Below are 17,883 nucleotides of genomic sequence, written 5' to 3' on the forward strand. Positions count from 1 at the left end.
ACCAAAAGCCACGTAAGCCTTTGATTTGGCTGGTCGGAGTGGCAGGATTTGAACCTGCGACCCCCTCGTCCCGAACGAGGTGCGCTACCAGGCTGCGCTACACTCCGTGACCAGACGCGGGCTTATAGCCGCCGCATCTGGTTCCTGCAAGCGTCAATGGCAGCACTTCTGTCGCATTTCGCCAGCTTTCTTCGCGAGCCTGTTTCAGCGCCTCGAATAAACGCCGCTTAAAGGCTTCCGTGGTAGGGCACTCCTCGGCAAACGTTTGCGCGATTTGTGTTTCCAGCCGCCCGGAGATTTCCAGTCTTGACCCTCAGGATCGTTGGCGAAGCACGGCCCAACAGTTTCGGATTGCCGGAGCTTGTCGTGGTGGTGGAGAGCCCGGTATCGTCGCAGCGGCGCCGGCAGACGTTCGACGCGGTGCTGCGCCGTAGTCCGGAAGTCGGCGCCTACAACCAGATCTTTTGACAAGGGCATCATGAGCCAGCGCATCGTCAGTTTCGTCATGAGCGGCGGCGTCGGCTCGCGGCTCTGGCCGCTGTCGCGCGAGGACAATCCCAAGCAGTTCCACGACCTTTCGGGCGACGGCTCGATGCTGGCAAAGACCTTGCGCCGGCTGGCGTCACGGCCCAGCGGCGATACGCCCATCTTCATGATCGCTTCCGAACGCCATGCCGAGCGCGTCCATGCCGATCTCGCCGGCATAAACCTTGCCGGCGGTGGGCCGCTGTTCGAACCTACCGGCCGCAACACCGCCGCGGCGGTGGCGCTGGCAAGCCTGCGCACGCTCGCCGAATTCGGTGACGAACTGGTGCTGGTGGTGCCGTCCGATCACGAGATTTCGACCGCGCGGCAATTCTGGCAGAGCGTCGAGGCGGGCACCGCCGCTGCCAGCGCCGGGCGGCTGGTGGTGTTCGGCCTCAAGCCGACACAGCCGGAGACCGGCTATGGCTACATCGAAGTCGCCGCCGAAAGAGCGGGCGTGTTCGATGTCTCGCGCTTCGTCGAAAAGCCGGACCTTGCCACCGCCCAGGCCTATCTCGAAGCCGGCAATTTCCACTGGAACACCGGCATCTTCCTGTTTCGCGCCGGCGCCATGCGCGATGCTTTCGCAGCTTTCGAGCCGAAGATCTGGCAGGCGACCGAAGCTGCCTACAAGGCTGCGACATCGGACCTTTCCGGCTTCTACATGCCGCTGGACCTCTACGGCGCCATTCCTTCGGTCTCGATCGACTATGCCATCATGGAGCGGGCAAAGGACATCGCCATGGTGCCGGCCAGCTTTCGCTGGAACGATCTCGGCTCCTGGCAGTCGCTGCTCGATGTCGGGCCTGCCGATAGCCAAGGCAATGTCATCGCCGGCGACGTCGTCGCCATCGATTGCGAGAATTCCTACATTCGCAGCGATGGCCGGCTGCTGTCGGCCATCGGCATGAGAGATGTCGCCATCGTCTCGACATCGGACGCGACCTTCGTCGCCCCGGTCAGCCACAGCCAGCACGTCAAGAAGATCGTCGGGCAGCTCGAAAAATCCGGCCGGCTGGAAACCCGTTTCACGCCTGCCCGCGACCGGGTCATCGAAAGCGGCGCCTGGCGCCGTCGCGTCCACCACTGGCTGTTTCAGGAGACGCTTCCGCTGTGGTCGACATCAGGCGTCGACGAACGCTATGGCGGATTCCACGAGGCTCTTGGCTTCGACGCCACGCCGCTGATGAAGCCCAAGCGCATGCGCACGCAGGCCCGCCAGGTCTACGCCTTTGCGGTCGCCAAGCAACGCGGCTGGGACGGCCCGGCCGACCGGCTCATCGCCCACGGCATCGACTTCATGGCCGGAAGCGGCCGAACGGCAAGGGGCGGCTGGGTGCGTACTCTCGACATCGACGGTTCGGTCGCCGACCCGGTCGAGGACGCCTACGATCATTCCTGCGTGCTTCTGGCGCTGGCGCATGCCCACATGTCGGGCCATCCGGATGCGCTGCGGCTCGGCGAAGAGACCTTCGCCTTCCTCGATGCCCATCTCGAGGATAGCCGCATGACCGGCTTTCTCGAAACCTCGGACGGGCAGGGCGAGCGGCGCTCCAATCCGCACATGCATTTTTTGGAAGCCTTCCTCGCCTGGCACGAGGCGACAGGCGAGCGCGCTTATCTGCGCCGCGCGGCACGCATCATCGACCTGTTCCGCAACCACTTCTTCGATCCCGAAAGCTGGACGCTGGGTGAATATTTCGACGCCGGCTGGAGGCCCGTGGCGGGCGAGAAGGGTACCTGGACCGAGCCCGGCCATCATTTCGAATGGGCCGCGCTGCTTGTCGATTTCGCCGCTCTTAGCGGCCAGGCCGAACTGAGTGGCTTCGCCAGGAAACTCTATGCCTCGGCCATCGCCAATGGCCTCAACCGCGCCACAGGCCTTGCGTATGGCGCCGTCTCCCGGCAGGGTCTGCCGCTGGACCTGGTCTCGCGTAGTTGGCCACAGGCCGAAGCGGTCAAGGCGGCGATTGCGTTGGACGGTTCTGGCGGACCCGATCTCAAGCCGGAGATCGAGGAACGCGTAGGCCGGCTGTTCCGCTGGCACATCGACCCGGCGCCGCTGGGTCTGTGGATCGACCGCGTCGACGAGCGCGGCCGCTCGCGGGCATCAGATGTGCCGGCCAGCATTTTTTATCATCTCGTGTGCGCGCTCACGCAGTATCTGGATGGGACTGCCGAGAAGGGCGGCTGAGAAAGAGGCGCTGTCCCGACGACATTTTGCTCAATAAGGGCTGACCACATCCCCGGTCTCGACATAAACCGCCTTCATCTGCGAATAGAGCGCCAGCGCGGCCAGTGAATTTTCTCGCCCAATGCCGGATTGCTTGACACCGCCGAAGGGGATTTCGACCGGGGTCAGGTTGTAGGCGTTGATCCAGCACGTGCCGGCCCGCAGCTCGGCGATGACGCGGTGGGCGCGCGACAGGTCGCGCGTGAACACGCCGGCCGCGAGACCGAACTCAGTGTCGTTGGCGCGCTCGACCACCTCGTCCTCGCCGTCGAATTTCAGCACGCTCATGACAGGCCCAAAGATTTCTTCGCGCGCGATGCGCATGCTGTCGCTCACCCCGGTGAACACCGTCGGCTCGACGAAGAAGCCGCCTTCAAAACCTTGCAGCGAAGGCACGTTGCCGCCGCAGGCGAGCGTGGCGCCTTCTTGCTTGCCCGCCGCGATGTACGAGACGACCTTCTCCTGCTGTGCCTTGCTGACCAGCGGGCCCATCTGGGTTTCGGCATCGAGTGGGTCGCCGATGCGGATCTTCTTGGTTCGCTCGACGAGCCGGTCGACGAAGCGGTCATGGATGCCCTTCTGGACGAAGACGCGCGTGCCGTTGGAGCAGATCTGCCCCGTCGAATAGAAATTGCCGAGCATGGCGCCGCCGACGGCATTCTCGAGATCGGCGTCGTCGAAGACGATCAGCGGCGACTTGCCGCCGAGTTCCATCGTCGCGTGCTTCATGTTCGAGCCGGCGAGCGACAGCACCTTGCGGCCGGTCGGCACCGAGCCGGTCACCGACACCTTGGCCACGACATCGTGGCTGACTAGGCTGGCGCCGACATCGCCATAGCCTTGCACGACGTTGAACAGCCCGTCGGGCAGGCCTGCCTCGCTGTAGATCTCGGCCAGGGCCAATGCCGACAATGGCGTGTTTTCCGATGGTTTGAACACCATGGCGTTGCCCATGGCGAGCGCGGGCGCGGATTTCCAGCCGGCGATCTGGATTGGATAGTTCCAGGCGCCTATGCCGACGCAAACGCCGAGCGCCTCGCGCCGCGTGTAGGCGAAGGCCCCGCCCAAATCGACAGCCTCGCCATTGTAAGCTGCAACCGCGCCGCCGAAATATTCCAGGCAATCCGCGGCCGATGGCGCATCCGCCACCAGCGTTTCCTGAATCGCCTTACCGGTGTCGAGCGTCTCGAGGCGGGCAAGATCGGCGTTGCGGGCGCGCAAGATGTCGGCGGCGCGGCGCAGGATGCGGCCGCGCTCCACCGGCTTCAGCCGCGCCCAAGCCGGTTGCGCGGCACGCGCAGCCTCGATGGCGAGTTCCAGCACGTTCGGCGTCGCCGAGCGCAGCAGGGCGATGGTCTCGCCGGTTGCCGGATAGATGACCGGCAGTGGCGCGCCTTGCTCGTCGTCTATGTAGCGTCCGTTGACATAGTGCGATGCCGTTGGCTGGGCGCGCATGGGCTTCTCCAAATCGTCTTAGCGGCATGCCGATCGTGCGGTTGCACGATCATGCTCTATCTGTCGGACGCCTGCCAGCGGGGATTGATCCATGGTTCCTGGTTGGAAGGCGCCAGCGGCGTGCGGCCGAGAATGTGGTCGGAAGCCTTCTCGCCAGTCATGATCGACGGCGCGTTGAGGTTGCCGTTGGTGACGCGCGGGAAGATAGAGGAATCGGCTACCCGCAGGCCCTCGACGCCGATCACGCGGCATTCCGGATCGACGACGCTCGTGACCTCGTCGGCGCGGCCCATCCGGCAGGTGCCGCAGGGATGATAGGCGCTTTCGGCGTGATCCCTGATGAAGATGTCGAGGTCGTCGTCCGATTGCACGTGGCTGCCGGGCGAAATTTCCTGGCCGCGGAAGCCGTCGAAGGCCTTCTGGCCGAAAATCTCGCGCGTCAGCCTGATGCAGTGGCGGAACTCGCTCCAGTCGTCGGGATGCGACATGTAGTTGAAGTGGATCACCGGTTTCGAATTCGGATCCGGCGAGCGCAGCGTCACCGAGCCGCGCGACTTCGAGCGCATTGGCCCGACATGCGCCTGAAAACCATGCGACTTCGCCGCCGCCTTGCCGTCATAGCGCACCGCCGCCGGGATGAAGTGGTACTGGATATCAGGATAGTCGACGCCGGCGCGCGAGCGCACGAAGGCAGCCGCCTCGAAATGATTGGTGGCGCCAAGGCCGGTCTTGAAGAACAGCCACTGCGCCCCGATCATCGCCTTGGAGAACGGATTGAGCACCGAATTCAGCGTGATCGGCTTTGTCGATTCCTGCTGGATATAGAGTTCCAGATGGTCCTGCAGGTTGCGGCCGACGCCGGGTCTATCGGCTACCACCGCGATGCCGTTTTCCCTGAGATGCTCTGCAGGCCCGATTCCCGACAGCATCAGGATTTTCGGCGAGTTGATCGACGATGCCGCGACGATCACCTCACGTCGCGCCTTAACGACCTGAATCTGTTTGCGAGCTTCGATCTCGACGCCGATGGCGCGTTGATTCTCGATGATCACCCGTCGCGCAAAGCCCTTGACCAGGCTTACGTTTTTGCGCCCGAGCGCCGGCTTCAGATAGGCTGATGCCGCCGACCAGCGGCGGCCGCCGAAAATGGTCTGCTCCATCGGGCCGAACCCCTCTTGCCTGGAGCCGTTATAGTCGTCGGTCAGTTCGAAGCCGGCTTGGCGGCCCGCCTCGACGAAGGCGCCATAGAGCGGGTTTTTCCGCGTGCCGCGCCGCACGTGCAGCGGCCCGCCACGGCCCCGCCAGCCGTCCTCGCCGCCCTCCGCATCTTCCATGCGCTTGAAATAGGGAAGCACGTCTGCAAAACCCCAGCCGGCGGCTCCCTGTTCGGCCCAGTGGTCGAAGTCGCGGGCGTGGCCGCGCACATAGACCATGCCGTTGATCGAGGACGAGCCTCCGATCACCTTGCCGCGCGGCGTTGCCAGCACGCGGCCGCCGAGATGCGGCTCGGGCTCGCTGGCGAAGCCCCAGTCGTAGAGGCTCATGTTGAGCGGGATCGACAGCGCCGATGGCATCTGGATCAGCGGCCCGACATCGGAGCCGCCGAATTCGATAACGATGACCGAGTGCTTGCCATCCTCCGACAAGCGATAGGCCATGGCCGAGCCGGCGGAGCCGGAGCCGATGATGACGAAATCCGCTTCAAGCATTGTTCATATGCGCCCATCGTTCACATGTGTGATGAAATCGGCGAGCGAGACATTGCCGCCGGTAGCCACCACAAGGACGGTCTTGCCGGCCACATCCACCTTGCCGCCGAGCAGTGCCGCCAGCGAGGCAGCTCCGGACGGCTCAAGCACCAGCTTCATCCGCTCGAAGGCGATTTTCATTGCCCGCCGCACCAAGGCGTCGTCGACAGTGATGCCGCGAACGCCGGCGGTTCTGACCGCCGCGAACGGCGCGTCGCCGGGCCGCCGCGACATCAGCCCGTCACAGATCGAATTCGGGGCGAGCGGCATGGTCTCGATGCTGCCATGCGCCAACGAGGCGCCCATGCCGTTGAAACCTTCGGGTTCGACGCCGATGATTTCCGTGGCCGGCGACAGATAGTGGAAAGCGAGCGAAACGCCGCCGATCAGGCCGCCGCCGCCGACCGAGCAGAACAGCACGTCCGCCTTCGCGCCCTTGGCAGAAAGCTGCTCCAGTGCCTCCAGCCCGGCACCTGCCTGGCCGGCCACGATTTCCGGATCGTCGAAGGGATGCAGCAATGTCAGCCCTTCGGTCTCGGCGATCTCGCGCGCCTTGGCGGCAGCGACTTCCTCACGCGCGCGCTCGCCGTGATCGGTAAGTACCACGCGCGCGCCGTAGCCTGCTGTGGCGTCGCGCTTGGCGGCCGGCGCGTCGATCGGCATGACGATGGTGACGGGAATGCCGAGCGCCTGGCCCGCAGCCGCCAGTCCTTGCGCGAAATTGCCGGAAGAATAAGCGACGACGCCCTTCTTGGCTTCGTCGGGCGACAGCCGCTTCAGCCGCCAATAGGCGCCCCGAACCTTGAACGATCCCGCCCATTGCAGCGATTCCGCCTTGACGAAGACGCGAGCGGCGCCGGTTTCCCTGGCGAGCGCCGCCGATTCCAGCAGCGGCGTGATCTGCGTCGCCTTGGCGGTGACCGCATAGGCTTGCTTCAGGTGGTCGAGTGAGGGGACAAGCGTAGTCATCATTCGCCTCGCGGATACCGCTTGCTCTCTTCGAGATTGTCGAGGTTCATGTGGTTGCGCATGTAGCGCTCGGACGCTTTCTGCAGCGGCTGGAAATCCCAAGGGTAGTAGGCGCCGTTGCGCAGCGCCCGATAGACGACCCAGCGGCGCGCCTGGCTTTCGCGCACCGCAGCGTCGAAGGCGGCCATGTTCCAGCGCGCCCGCACCTTGTCCATGAACGCCGCGACCAGCGGTTCGTTGGCCGGATCTGCCGCGAGGTTTTCCCGCTCCAGCGGATCGGATTGGAGATCGAACAGTTGCGGCGCATCGAGCTCGCAATGGACGAACTTGTATCGGCCCTCGCGGATAGCCACCAGAGGCGCGTATGAACCCTCAGCCGCATATTCCATCAGCACAGGCGCGCTGCGCCGCTCACCGTCGATCAGAGGCAGCAGCGATTGGCCATCGGTCCATGGCGCGACGGCATCGATGTCGATGCCGGCGAGGTCGCAAAGCGTCGGCGTCACGTCGAGATTGGAAACCGGCGCTTCGATCAGCCCGGCCGCAACGCCCCTGCCGGCAATCATCAGCGGCACCCGCGCCGAGCCCTCGAAGAAGCTCATCTTGAACCATAGGCCGCGCTCGCCGAGCATGTCGCCATGGTCGGAGCAGAACAGGATGGTGGTGTCGTCAAGCATGCGCGTTCGCTTGAGGACGTCCAGGAGCTCGCCGAGCTTGTCGTCGACATAGGAAATATTGGCGAAATAGCCACGCCGCGAACGGCGCACCTGCTCAGGGGTGATCTGGAACGACGGATAATCGCTGGCGACATACAGCCGCTGCGAATGCGTATCCTGTTCGTCATACGCAATGAAATTGGTTTCCGGGTCGAGCGCCTGGCAATTTTCGTAGAGATCCCAGTACTGCTTGCGCGCGACATAGGGGTCGTGCGGATGTGACAGCGAAACGGTCAGGCACCAGGGCCGGCGCTCCTCATCATCCTGCTCCCGCGAAAGCTGGTAGAGCTTCTGCGTGGCGAGGAACACGACCTCGTCGTCATATTCCATCTGGTTGGTGGTTTCCGCAATGCCGGCCCCGGTCACCGAACCCAGATTGTGATACCACCAGTCGATGCGCTCGCCGGGCTTACGATAATCCGGCGTCCAACCGAAATCGGCGGGGTAGATGTCCGTGGTCAGCCGTTCCTCGAAGCCGTGCAACTGGTCCGGCCCGACGAAGTGCATCTTGCCCGACAGGCAAGTATGGTAGCCGGCGGCGCGCAGATGATGAGCGAAGGTCGGGATCGACGAGGCGAACTCGGCGGCGTTGTCATAGACTCCGGTGCGCGACGGCAACTGGCCGCTCATGAACGAGGCACGGCCCGGCGCACAGAGCGGCGAGCCGGTGTAATTGTTGCGGAAGCGCGCCGAGCGGGCGGCCAACGTCTTCAGATGCGGCGCGTGCAGGAAGTCAGCCGGCCCGTCCGGAAAGAAAGTTCCGTTGAGCTGATCGACCATGACGATAAGGAAGTTAGGGTGCTTGCGTGTCACTGCGTCTGCCGTCCGCTGAGTTTCGTTTCGAGATAGTCCTCGACCAATGCGATCGCGGTCGCGGCATCGGGCACGCCGTCCTTGAGCGCGCGCCTGATATAGAGCCCGTCGATCATCGCCGCCGTCGCTTCGGCGACGCGGTCGGCCTCGGCTCGGGACAGGATGCCGGCCAGCCCGCTCATCAGGTTCGAATGCAGCCGCCGCGCATAAATCCTGAGCAGCCGGCGCAGCGCAGCCGATTTCTGCGCCTCGACATAGAAGGCGAGCCAGGCGGCGATCGTTTCGGCACGGAACTGGATCTCGGAGAAGTTGACGGCCACGACCGCCGAGACGCGTTCGCGTGGGGAACCGGTGGATTGAAGCGCGCGCCGCATGTCTGTGGTCAGTTCGGCCAGGATATGCCGCATCGTCGCGAACAGCAGCTCATCCTTGACGCCGAAATAGTGATGGGCCAGCGCCGACGACACGCCGGCGCGCCCGGCGATCTCCGACATCGTCACGTCAAGCGAGCCGCGCTCGCCGATCGCCGAGATCGTCGCGTCGATGAGCGCTTTGCGGCGCAGTGGTTCCATTCCGACTTTCGGCATGCTGTTCCATTGTTTCGGTGAAGATTATTTTTTATTGACGGGTCAATCAACAAAAATTCAGCCCAAACAACAACCGATTGTCGGCTCTGGCTCATCCCGCGGACTGGAAAACGGTTCATTATTGAACAATATTGAGTGCTCAGGCCGCGATATGACGTGTTAGGATCCGCGGCAAATGGAGGTTGCCATGACCGCATGCATCGTTGGCTGGGCGCATTCGCGCTTCGGCAAGCTTGAAGGCGAAACATTGGAGAGCCTGATCGTCAAAGTGGCAACCGAGGCGCTCGACCATGCCGGCATTGGCCCGGACGACGTCGACGAGATTGTGCTCGGACATTTCAACGCCGGCTTTTCCGCGCAGGATTTCACCGCCAGCCTTGTCCTCCAGGCCGACGACCGGCTGCGCTTCAAGCCGGCGACGCGCGTCGAGAACGCCTGCGCCACCGGTTCGGCCGCTGTCCGGCAAGGCGTCCGCGCCATCGATGCCAATGCCGCCCGCATCGTGCTGGTGATCGGCGCCGAGCAGATGACGACGACGCCCGGCCCCGAGATCGGCAGGAACCTGCTGAAAGCCTCCTATTTGCCCGAGGATGGCGACACACCGGCCGGCTTTGCCGGCGTCTTCGGCAAGATCGCACAAGCCTATTTCCAGCGCTATGGCGACCAGTCGGATGCGCTTGCCATGATCGCCGCCAAGAACCACAAGAACGGCGTCGACAATCCCTATGCGCAAATGCGTAAGGATTTCGGCTACGAGTTCTGCCGCCAGGAGAGCGAGAAGAACCCCTTCGTCGCTGGCCCGCTGAAGCGCACCGACTGCTCGCTGGTCTCCGACGGTGCCGCCGCTCTCGTCCTCACCGACACAGCGACGGCACTGAAGATGCGCCGCGCCGTCACCTTCCGCGCCAATGAGCACGTGCAGGATTTCCTGCCGATGTCGAAGCGCGACATCCTGACTTTCGAAGGCTGCGAGCAGGCCTGGAGCCGGGCGCTCAGGAATGCCGGCGTGACGCTTGATGATCTCTCCTTCGTCGAGACGCATGACTGCTTCACCATCGCCGAATTGATCGAATATGAAGCCATGGGCCTGGCGAAGCCTGGGGAGGGCGCGAGGCTGGCGCTGGACGGCACGACCGCAAAGGACGGGCGGCTGCCGGTCAACCCGTCCGGCGGCCTGAAGGCGAAGGGTCATCCGATCGGCGCCACCGGCGTGTCGATGCATGTGCTGAGCGCCATGCAGCTCGTCGGTGAGGCCGGCGGCATCCAGGTGCCCAACGCCAAGCTTGGCGGCATCTTCAACATGGGCGGCGCGGCGGTCGCCAACTACGTTTCCATTCTCGATCGGATTCGGTAAAAGCGACCCGCATCCGCGGGGGCAACATGACAAATCCGGTTCTGATCGAAGTTCTGCGTGGCGCCATCGTCGAGAGCGCGCACCGAGGCGCGGTCGCGGTTTTCGACGCCGATGGCAAGCCGGTTCTCGAGATCGGCGACACATCGAGGCCGGTGTTTCCGCGCTCCGCGGTCAAGGCGATCCAGGCGCTGCCGCTGGTCGAAAGCGGTGCTGCCGATGCCTACGGCTTCGGTAACCGCGAACTGGCGCTGGCCTGCGCCTCTCATTCGGGCGAACCGGCCCACGTCGAACTGGCGCGGTCGATGCTCGCGAGGGCCGGGCTGGACGGGTCGGCGCTTGAATGCGGCGCGCATTGGCCGTCGAGCCATGACGCGACGATCGCACTCGCCCGCGCCGGCGGTTCCCCGAACGCCCTGCACAACAATTGCTCCGGCAAGCATTCCGGCTTTCTTTGCACCTGCGTCCATTCAGGCATCGAGCCTCACGGCTATGTCAGGGCGGATCACGCCTTGCAGGAGATGGTGCGCGATGCCATGCAGGCGGTGACGGGAGCTCGCCACGGCGCCGACGAGCGCGCGACCGACGGCTGTTCGATCCCGACCTACGCGGTGCCGCTCAGGAGTTTTGCGCTTGGCTTTGCCCGCATGGTGACCGGCAGGGGCTTCGCGCCCGAGCGCGCCAGGGCGGCAAAGCGATTGTTGTCGGCTTGCATGGCCGAGCCGTTCTTCGTCGCCGGCACAGGCCGCGCCGATCTCGCGCTGATGCAGGCGGCGCCTGGCCGAATATTTGCGAAGGGCGGCGCCGAAGGGGTCCATTGCGCGGCGCTTCCCGAGCTTGGCCTCGGCATCGCACTCAAATGCGATGATGGTGCCGGCCGGGCCGCCGAATCCATGGTGGCCGCAATCATCGCCCGACTGCTGCGCGCGGACGAGGTTTTGGCGGCGAAGCTGCTCGAAATGGCGAATGCACCCATCGAAAGCCGGATAGGCGCCAAGGTCGGTGCGCTCAGGCCGACGGCGGCACTGGCCTGAGCCGGACGCTCTCAACTGACATGATTGCGCTCGACGGTCAGATGCGGAAAGCCGGTGTCGGCTGACGCGGCGAGATCGCCCGTGGCCGGGTCGGCCCAGCGCTGCCCGACAATGGCGCCATTGCGTGCGCCGTCGATGACATTGTCGGAGATGATGGCGGTTCCGGCACCGTCGACCACGCTGACGACGATGCCGGTGCCCGCTTTGCGGATGATGTTGCCGGTGGCCACGACGTTGCGCAGATACGGTCCCCAGCCGATCGACATGCCGTAGAGCGGCGCATTCTCGATGACGTTGTTGGACACGGTGGTGTCGGCCTCGACGCCGATGCCGACGCCGAATCCCGGCGGGTCGGCGGGGTAGGGGCCTGATGTCGACAGGTTGCGCACGATGTTGCCCGAGCAAACACCCATGCGTCCGCCTTCGTTGAAATTGACGATCGAGATGCCGTTGGCGGCACCATCGACGATGTTGTTGCTGATAACGGCGCCCTCGAACGAGAATTCGGAATAGACCGCCGTTTCGCCGGAACGCATGCAAGTGTTGCCCGATACTTGCAGATTGCTGGCGCTGTTGGCGCGGATGGCGGAGAATGCGCAGTCCGAAACAATATTGCCGGAGACGATCACGTTGGCGGCGCGGAAGGCATTGATGCCATTGCCGTTCTGGCCAGTGCCGCCGCCGCGCGCCGCGATGCGTTCGACCCGGTTGCCGGTGACGATGGTGCCGTCCTCCGCCGCTTGCCAGCGGTGCACGAGGATGCCGCCATTGGCGCAGTCGGAGACGGTGTTGCCTGTGATCGCCAGCCCTGCGGCCTCGACCGAATAGATGCCGGCGTCCGCCGCTCCGGATATTTCCGTGCGCTCGACCCGGCCCGCCGCGTGCTCGAGCGCCAGCCCGTTCTTGCCGCTGCCGGTTATCTGGCAATTATCGACGATGAGATGCGCCACGCGGCGCAGATCGAGCAGTCCTTGCGCGTAGTCGCCCATCGAGCGGTTTGAGCCGTCGAGGACCAGGCCGCTGAGCTCGATGTGATCGGCTTGTTCGGCCATGAACAGGTGGCCGTCGCCACCATAGACGATGCGCGTTGCGCCAGGCACGCCGGTAAGGCGCACCCGGCCGGGCAGCGTCAGGTTGGACACGACATAGGTGCCGGGCTGCAGGAAAACCGGCATGTCGCGATCGCTGGCCTCGCGCAGCAGCTTGGCGAAAGCCTTGCTCTGATCGTCAAAGGTGCCGGGTTGCACGCCAAGCTCGGTGGCGTTGATCGATCCGCGCATCGAGGCTTTCTCGACGCCGGGCAAGCTCGCGGCGGCTGCCTTGCCCAGCGAAAGCCCGAACACGGCAAAACCGGCTGTCCGGACAAGCAGCTTGCGTCTGTTCAACATCGGCACAGGTCCTGGCTTTTGCCCATCTAGTGGCAGGATTCGTGCCAGTCAGGCACCTGCGTCCCCGGCGAGGGCAATGACTTGTGAAGTCGTGAGGGCGGGCATAAGTTCAAGGAATGAGCAGAGCCTTTACCCGCGAGGAAGACAGCGAAAACGCCATCGCAGGCGTCGGCGAACGGCCGATCAGTCAACACCGCAACCTGGTGACGGAGCGTGGCCTGGCAATGATCGACGAGAATCTGGCCGATCTGCGCGACATATTGGCCAAAGCCGAGCGGCGGGGAGACCGCGAGCGCATCGCACTGGTATCTCGCGACCTGCGCTATTGGACCGCGCGGCGCGAAAGTGCCGAGCTTTCGGTGCCCGAGCCCGGGAGCGACGTCATCCGCTTCGGCATGGGCGCCACGCTCGAAGCCGACGACGGCAAGAAGGTGCACTGGAAGATCGTCGGCGAGGACGAGGCTGATCCATCGAAAGGCAGCATTTCCCATGTATCGCCAATGGCGATTGCTTTGTTTGGCAAGAAGGTCGGCGATGTCGCCACCGTCAATGGCAAGGAATGGGAAATCGTCAAGCTGAGCGCGGGCGGCTGAACCCCAACATCAGTCCTCGGTCTTCACGATGTGGTCGCGAAAGAACGCGACTGCACCCGCTTCATCGATCTCGCCGGCGGCGATAGCCATCACGAATTCATAAAGCGTGCCGTTGTCCGCCGTCAGGACCTGACCGTTGACGATCAGGAAGGCGCCGGCGGCGACAATAGCCGTGCGTTTGTTGCCGTCGACAAAGGCATGATTTCTGGCAATGCCGAAGACATAGGCTGCTGCAAGATCTGCAATCGACGGAGTGCCGTAATTAGCCTTGTTCTCGGCCCGGGCCAGTGCCGATTCAAGTGCATTTTCATCCCGCAAACCTTGTGCGCCGCCATGCCGGCGCAATTGTTCGGCATGCATCGCCTCCACCGCGCGGCGCGACAGGAACTCCCAGTTCATTCGGCGAGCTTCTGAAGCGCGACCTTGTACTTGTCCATGACCTTGCGAGCAGCTTCCATCTGCCGCTCGAAACTATCGTCGACCGGTTTGAGGACGATGTCCTTGTCTGTTTCGAGAACCTGAAGCTGATCACCGGCTTTGAGATTCAGGCGGTCGAGTAGCTCCTTGGGCAGGATCACACCTTCGGAATTGCCGATCTTGCGAATGGTGGTGTTCATGCTGGATTGCTCCTGTTGCAACGTCAATTATAACTCGACCGCCGCACCGTTGCAACAGATATTATAACTTACGAATGGGAGGAAGGCCCGGACACACTCGTTGCCGATAACTCAGGACGCCAGCAGCCGGTCGATCAGCCGCTCCGCTGCTTGCGGGATCACGGTACCGGGCGGGAAGATTTCCGCCGCACCCGCTTGCAGCACGGCATCATAGTCCTGCGGAGGGATCACGCCGCCGGCAACGATCAGCATGTCGCTGTGGCCGAGCCTCTTCAGCGCATCCCTGAGTTCCGGGATCAGCGTCAGATGTCCCGCCGCCAGCGACGACGCGCCGACAATGTGCACATCCTGCTCGTGGGCGAGCTTCGCGATCTCCTCCGGCGTCTGGAACATGGCGCCGACGGTGACGTCGAAGCCGAGGTCGGCAAAGGCTGTGGCGATCACCTTCTGGCCGCGGTCATGTCCGTCCTGTCCCATTTTGGCGACCAGGATGCGCGGCTTGCCGCCGGTCTTCTTTTCGAACGCGCCGATCTTCTCCTGCAGCCGGTCGACGGCCGGATTGTCGCCGAGCGCCTGGCGGTAGACGCCGGAAATCGTCTGCACCGACGCGATGTGGCGGCCAAAGACCTTTTCCAGCGCCAGCGAAATCTCCCCGACCGTCGCATTGGCGCGCGCGGCGTGGATGGCGAATTCGAGCAGGTTCTCGCCGCTCTCGGCCGCGCGGGAGAGCGCTGCGAGCGCATTCTCGAGCACCGCGACGTCGCGCGTGCCCTTCAGCCGCTGCAGCTTCGATAGCTGCCGGGCTCTTACCTCGGCATTGTCGATCTTCAAGACGTCGACTTCGATATCCGCACCGGGCCGGTGCGCGTTGACGCCGACCAGCACCTGCTCGCCTGAATCGATGCGCGCCTGGGTGCGGGCGGCCGCCTCTTCGATGCGCAGCTTGGGAATGCCCTTCTCGGTGGCCGCGGCCATGCCGCCGAGCGCCTCGACCTCCTCGATATGGGCAAGCGCACGCGCTGCCAGATCATGCGTCAGCCTCTCGAGATAAGCCGAACCGCCCCACGGATCGATGATGCGCGTGGTGCCGGATTCCTTTTGCAGGATCAGCTGCGTGTTGCGGGCGATACGGGCCGAATGATCCGTCGGCAGCGCCATGGCCTCGTCGAAGGAATTGGTGTGCAGCGATTGTGTATGGCCCTGTGTGGCGGCCATCGCCTCGATCATCGTGCGGATGATGTTGTTGTAGGGATCCTGCGCCGTCAGCGACCAGCCAGAAGTCTGGCAGTGGGTGCGCAAGGACAGCGAACGCTCGTCCTTCGGCGAAAAATTCTTCATCATCAGGCTTGACCACAGCAGCCGCGCCGCCCTGAGCTTGGCGACTTCCATGAAGAAGTTCATGCCAACAGCCCAGAAGAAGGACAGGCGCGGGGCGAAGCGGTCGATGTCGAGCCCGGCCGCGACGCCGGCGCGGGCATATTCGATTCCGTCGGCAATCGTATAGGCGAGCTCCAGGTCCGCCGTCGCGCCGGCCTCCTGCATATGGTAGCCGGAGATCGAGATCGAGTTGAATTTCGGCATGTGCCTGGATGTGTAGGAGAAGATGTCCGACACGATCCGCATCGAGGGCTTCGGCGGATAGATATAGGTGTTGCGGACCATGAACTCCTTCAGAATGTCGTTCTGAATGGTCCCTGCGAGATCCTTCTGCGCAACCCCTTGTTCCTCGGCCGCCACGATGTAGAGCGCCATGATCGGCAGCACCGCGCCGTTCATGGTCATCGACACCGTCATCTCGCCGAGCGGAATGCCGTCGAAGAGCTGGCGCATGTCGAGGATGGAATCGATGGCCACGCCCGCCATTCCGACATCGCCGGCCACCCGCGGATGATCGCTGTCATAGCCGCGGTGCGTGGCGAGATCGAAGGCGACCGACAGACCTTTCTGGCCGGCGGCAAGATTGCGCCTGTAGAAGGCGTTTGACTCTTCCGCCGTCGAGAAACCGGCATATTGCCGGATCGTCCACGGCTGCTGGACATACATGGTCGGATAGGGTCCGCGCACGAAGGGCGGCATGCCCGGATAGGTGTCGAGATGCGGCAGCCCCTTGAGATCGCCCTGATTGTACAGATGTTTGACGGCAAGGCCTTCCGGCGTCATCCGCTGGCCCTTGATCTCGACCGGCGCCCGCCGAGGCGGCGCCCAGCCGACCTGGCTGAAATCCGGAATCAAGAAGCGGCTCCGATCGCTTGATCGATGCGGACCGGAAACAGCGGCTCGCACATGACGATGCCTTCCGTGAAGGCAGATCGCCGCTCCGCGGCCAGCGTCTCGACCGCGCGCTCGGTTTTCTGCGGATAGAGCGTGGCGCCGACGATGGCGCGCTCGCGGGATCGGAAGGCGGCAGCACGCTGGGCGGCGGCGGTGCGAACACGTTCCTGTATGCGTCCGTCCTGAAGGCTGGACAGCACGCCGCCCTCGGCCTCGATCGCCTGCAACTCGGACCAGGCCGCTTCGCAGAGGCCAGCGGTGAGCGCTTCGACGCCACCGGAGCCGCAGGCGGGATCGGCGACCTGATCGATGTGGCTTTCATTGGCCATGATCAACTGCGCGTTACGGGCCACGCGGCGTGCGAAAGGCGCCGGCAGGCCATGCGCGACGGTGTGCGGCAGGATAGCGATCGAATCGGCTCCGCCCGCCGCCGCGGCGAAGCAGGCGATCGTCGTGCGCAGGATGTTGGTCTCCGGGTCCAATGCCGTCATCATCCGAAACGACGTCTCGGCGTGAATATTGGCCGTCGAAGTCGGGATCGAGCAGGCTTCTTGGACGCGAGCCCACAGCCTGCGCAAGGCCCTGACCTTGGCCATTGACAGGAACTGATCCTGGTCGGCGCTCAGCGCAAACCCGATATGGGGCGCTGCGTAGACGAGCGGTTGCCGCGCTTTCTCGAACATCCTGAGATAGGAGACGGCCGAAGCGAGCATGATGCCAAGCTCCTGCGCCTCCGTGGCGCCGGCATTGTGGAACACCCGCCCATCCGCCTCGAGCAGCACGCCGGGCACGCCCATTGAAAAGAAATGTGCCAGCGATTGCGGCATGGATTCCTGCAACGCCTCGATCGACATGCGCAACCGGCCGGTTCCGGCCAGGATCGCCGCCGGATCGATGCCGAAGGAGAGGTTGAGCTTTGCCGGATCGGAGCGGCGCTTGCCAAGGAACGCCACCAGCCAGTCGGCCATGGGGCGGCTCCATGGGTGGGCGTCGATCCGGATCTGGACGCGGTTTAACGGGATGCCGTCCAGAACCGTCTCCAGCGCCTGCGCCGTTCTCGGCAGGCCGTAGCCGAAGGCGTTCGGGGCACCTTCGAAGACGAGCGACAATCCCGTCGCGCCCTGCGCGACGTCCTCCAGCGCCTGGGCTTTGGCGCGACCAATGTCGGGATCGTCGATGCGCTGGCTGACGATCCACGGCGATCCGGGGTTGGCGCGCACGATCGGCTCGGCCGCCGCCGCGCGCTCATAAAGCGGTTCCACGCGGATGCCGTCATCGGTGTGCGAGACCAGTTTTTCCTCGAAAGATGCGCCGGCGAGCGCCTTTTCAGCCAGGGCCAGCCATCGCTGCCGGTCGGCATTCGGAACTTCGTTATCCCTGGTCAAGGCTCCGGCGCTCATCCACTGTCCTCGTCACTATGCGGCCGCATCAGCCTGGAGCACTTCAGTCTACGGGTCCCGGTGCGATACCGCAATGCAATGCGCTTCCAAGACTCGAATTCGATCCCTCGAGCGTACACCAGCCTTCGAGCACGAAGCATGAACGATTGCCAAACATGGGCAAAATCCGCAAGCTCCAAAAAA

The 17,883-nt window shown here is 64.0% G+C and carries 15 protein-coding genes and 1 tRNA gene; 5 read left to right on the top strand and 11 right to left on the bottom strand.

Going from position 1 to position 17,883, the window contains the following annotated elements:
• Positions 1–30 precede the first annotated feature (30 nt).
• Positions 31–107: transfer RNA gene (locus tag FJ951_RS25715), tRNA-Pro, on the bottom strand.
• A 199-nt stretch (positions 108–306) separates the two neighbouring features.
• On the opposite strand from FJ951_RS25715, the gene FJ951_RS28560 reads away from it, so the two are divergent.
• Both FJ951_RS28560 and FJ951_RS25720 read left to right on the top strand, forming a co-directional pair.
• Positions 307–468 (top strand): hypothetical protein, encoded by a 162-nt coding sequence (locus tag FJ951_RS28560; RefSeq protein ID WP_181167211.1) that lies wholly within the window; start codon positions 307–309, stop codon positions 466–468.
• Between the two features lie 10 nt (positions 469–478).
• Positions 479–2,719, top strand: a complete 2,241-nt coding sequence (locus tag FJ951_RS25720) for an AGE family epimerase/isomerase (RefSeq protein WP_140517941.1) — start codon at positions 479–481, stop codon at positions 2,717–2,719.
• A gap of 30 nt (positions 2,720–2,749) precedes the next feature.
• On the opposite strand, the gene betB is transcribed toward FJ951_RS25720, so the two are convergent.
• Genes betB through betI form a run of 5 tightly spaced genes read right to left on the bottom strand, consistent with a single transcriptional unit; the run spans position 2,750 to position 9,046 of the window.
• On the bottom strand, positions 2,750–4,213 hold the full coding sequence (betB, locus tag FJ951_RS25725; RefSeq protein WP_140517942.1) for a betaine-aldehyde dehydrogenase: 1,464 nt from the start codon (positions 4,211–4,213) through the stop codon (positions 2,750–2,752).
• Positions 4,214–4,269: 56 nt separating this feature from the next.
• The gene (betA, locus tag FJ951_RS25730) at positions 4,270–5,922 is read right to left on the bottom strand and encodes a choline dehydrogenase (protein WP_140517943.1); all 1,653 of its coding nucleotides are present in this window, start codon (positions 5,920–5,922) and stop codon (positions 4,270–4,272) included.
• A 3-nt stretch (positions 5,923–5,925) separates the two neighbouring features.
• Positions 5,926–6,933: a threonine/serine dehydratase gene (locus tag FJ951_RS25735; protein ID WP_140517944.1), complete on the bottom strand. Its 1,008-nt coding sequence runs from the start codon at positions 6,931–6,933 to the stop codon at positions 5,926–5,928.
• Positions 6,930–8,459 carry a choline-sulfatase gene (gene betC / locus FJ951_RS25740; protein WP_140517945.1) on the bottom strand — a complete coding sequence of 510 codons (1,530 nt, stop codon included), beginning with the start codon at positions 8,457–8,459 and terminating at the stop codon, positions 6,930–6,932. The genes FJ951_RS25735 and betC overlap by 4 nt, the downstream gene beginning before the upstream one ends.
• Positions 8,456–9,046, bottom strand: a complete 591-nt coding sequence (gene betI / locus FJ951_RS25745; RefSeq protein WP_140494780.1) for a transcriptional regulator BetI — start codon at positions 9,044–9,046, stop codon at positions 8,456–8,458. The genes betC and betI overlap by 4 nt, the downstream gene beginning before the upstream one ends.
• 187 nt (positions 9,047–9,233) lie before the next feature.
• On the opposite strand from betI, the gene FJ951_RS25750 reads away from it, so the two are divergent.
• Together FJ951_RS25750 and FJ951_RS25755 are read left to right on the top strand one after the other, a co-directional pair.
• Positions 9,234–10,400, top strand: a complete 1,167-nt coding sequence (locus FJ951_RS25750; RefSeq protein ID WP_140517946.1) for an acetyl-CoA acetyltransferase — start codon at positions 9,234–9,236, stop codon at positions 10,398–10,400.
• A 26-nt stretch (positions 10,401–10,426) separates the two neighbouring features.
• Positions 10,427–11,431, top strand: a complete 1,005-nt coding sequence (locus FJ951_RS25755) for an asparaginase (RefSeq protein ID WP_140517947.1) — start codon at positions 10,427–10,429, stop codon at positions 11,429–11,431.
• 11 nt (positions 11,432–11,442) lie between these two features.
• Here FJ951_RS25755 and FJ951_RS25760 read toward each other — a convergent pair whose 3' ends face one another.
• Positions 11,443–12,819, bottom strand: coding sequence for a TIGR03808 family TAT-translocated repetitive protein (locus FJ951_RS25760; protein WP_140517948.1), 1,377 nt, complete (start codon positions 12,817–12,819; stop codon positions 11,443–11,445).
• A 116-nt stretch (positions 12,820–12,935) separates the two neighbouring features.
• Between FJ951_RS25760 and greA the strand changes: the two genes are divergently transcribed.
• Positions 12,936–13,412, top strand: coding sequence for a transcription elongation factor GreA (greA, locus tag FJ951_RS25765; protein WP_140494772.1), 477 nt, complete (start codon positions 12,936–12,938; stop codon positions 13,410–13,412).
• A gap of 9 nt (positions 13,413–13,421) precedes the next feature.
• Here greA and FJ951_RS25770 read toward each other — a convergent pair whose 3' ends face one another.
• The 4 genes from FJ951_RS25770 to FJ951_RS25785 all read right to left on the bottom strand — a co-directional run bounded on the left by FJ951_RS25770 (position 13,422) and on the right by FJ951_RS25785 (position 17,700).
• On the bottom strand, positions 13,422–13,811 hold the full coding sequence (locus FJ951_RS25770; protein WP_140517949.1) for a type II toxin-antitoxin system death-on-curing family toxin: 390 nt from the start codon (positions 13,809–13,811) through the stop codon (positions 13,422–13,424).
• Positions 13,808–14,029, bottom strand: coding sequence for an AbrB/MazE/SpoVT family DNA-binding domain-containing protein (locus FJ951_RS25775; protein WP_140494768.1), 222 nt, complete (start codon positions 14,027–14,029; stop codon positions 13,808–13,810). Before FJ951_RS25775 ends, FJ951_RS25770 begins: the two co-directional genes overlap by 4 nt.
• Before the next feature lie 111 nt (positions 14,030–14,140).
• Entirely contained in the window at positions 14,141–16,261 is a 2,121-nt protein-coding gene (gene scpA / locus FJ951_RS25780; RefSeq protein WP_140517950.1) for a methylmalonyl-CoA mutase, read from the bottom strand.
• Entirely contained in the window at positions 16,258–17,700 is a 1,443-nt protein-coding gene (locus FJ951_RS25785) for a methylmalonyl-CoA mutase subunit beta (protein ID WP_140517951.1), read from the bottom strand. Before FJ951_RS25785 ends, scpA begins: the two co-directional genes overlap by 4 nt.
• Between the last annotated feature and the right edge of the window lie 183 nt (positions 17,701–17,883).

It is taken from the genome of Mesorhizobium sp. B2-2-3 (assembly GCF_006442405.1).
GTDB lineage: Bacteria > Pseudomonadota > Alphaproteobacteria > Rhizobiales > Rhizobiaceae > Mesorhizobium.

Bases quoted from the DNA above. Each gene is read 5' to 3' on its own strand.
- FJ951_RS25720 (WP_140517941.1), top strand. From the start codon at position 479: ATGAGCCAGCGCATCGTCAGTTTCGTCATGAGCGGCGGCGTCGGCTCG.
- betB (WP_140517942.1), bottom strand. From the start codon at position 4,213: ATGCGCGCCCAGCCAACGGCATCGCACTATGTCAACGGACGCTACATA.
- betA (WP_140517943.1), bottom strand. From the start codon at position 5,922: ATGCTTGAAGCGGATTTCGTCATCATCGGCTCCGGCTCCGCCGGCTCG.
- FJ951_RS25735 (WP_140517944.1), bottom strand. From the start codon at position 6,933: ATGATGACTACGCTTGTCCCCTCACTCGACCACCTGAAGCAAGCCTAT.
- betI (WP_140494780.1), bottom strand. From the start codon at position 9,046: ATGCCGAAAGTCGGAATGGAACCACTGCGCCGCAAAGCGCTCATCGAC.
- FJ951_RS25750 (WP_140517946.1), top strand. From the start codon at position 9,234: ATGACCGCATGCATCGTTGGCTGGGCGCATTCGCGCTTCGGCAAGCTT.
- FJ951_RS25755 (WP_140517947.1), top strand. From the start codon at position 10,427: ATGACAAATCCGGTTCTGATCGAAGTTCTGCGTGGCGCCATCGTCGAG.
- FJ951_RS25760 (WP_140517948.1), bottom strand. From the start codon at position 12,819: ATGTTGAACAGACGCAAGCTGCTTGTCCGGACAGCCGGTTTTGCCGTG.
- greA (WP_140494772.1), top strand. From the start codon at position 12,936: ATGAGCAGAGCCTTTACCCGCGAGGAAGACAGCGAAAACGCCATCGCA.
- FJ951_RS25770 (WP_140517949.1), bottom strand. From the start codon at position 13,811: ATGAACTGGGAGTTCCTGTCGCGCCGCGCGGTGGAGGCGATGCATGCC.
- FJ951_RS25775 (WP_140494768.1), bottom strand. From the start codon at position 14,029: ATGAACACCACCATTCGCAAGATCGGCAATTCCGAAGGTGTGATCCTG.
- FJ951_RS25785 (WP_140517951.1), bottom strand. From the start codon at position 17,700: ATGAGCGCCGGAGCCTTGACCAGGGATAACGAAGTTCCGAATGCCGAC.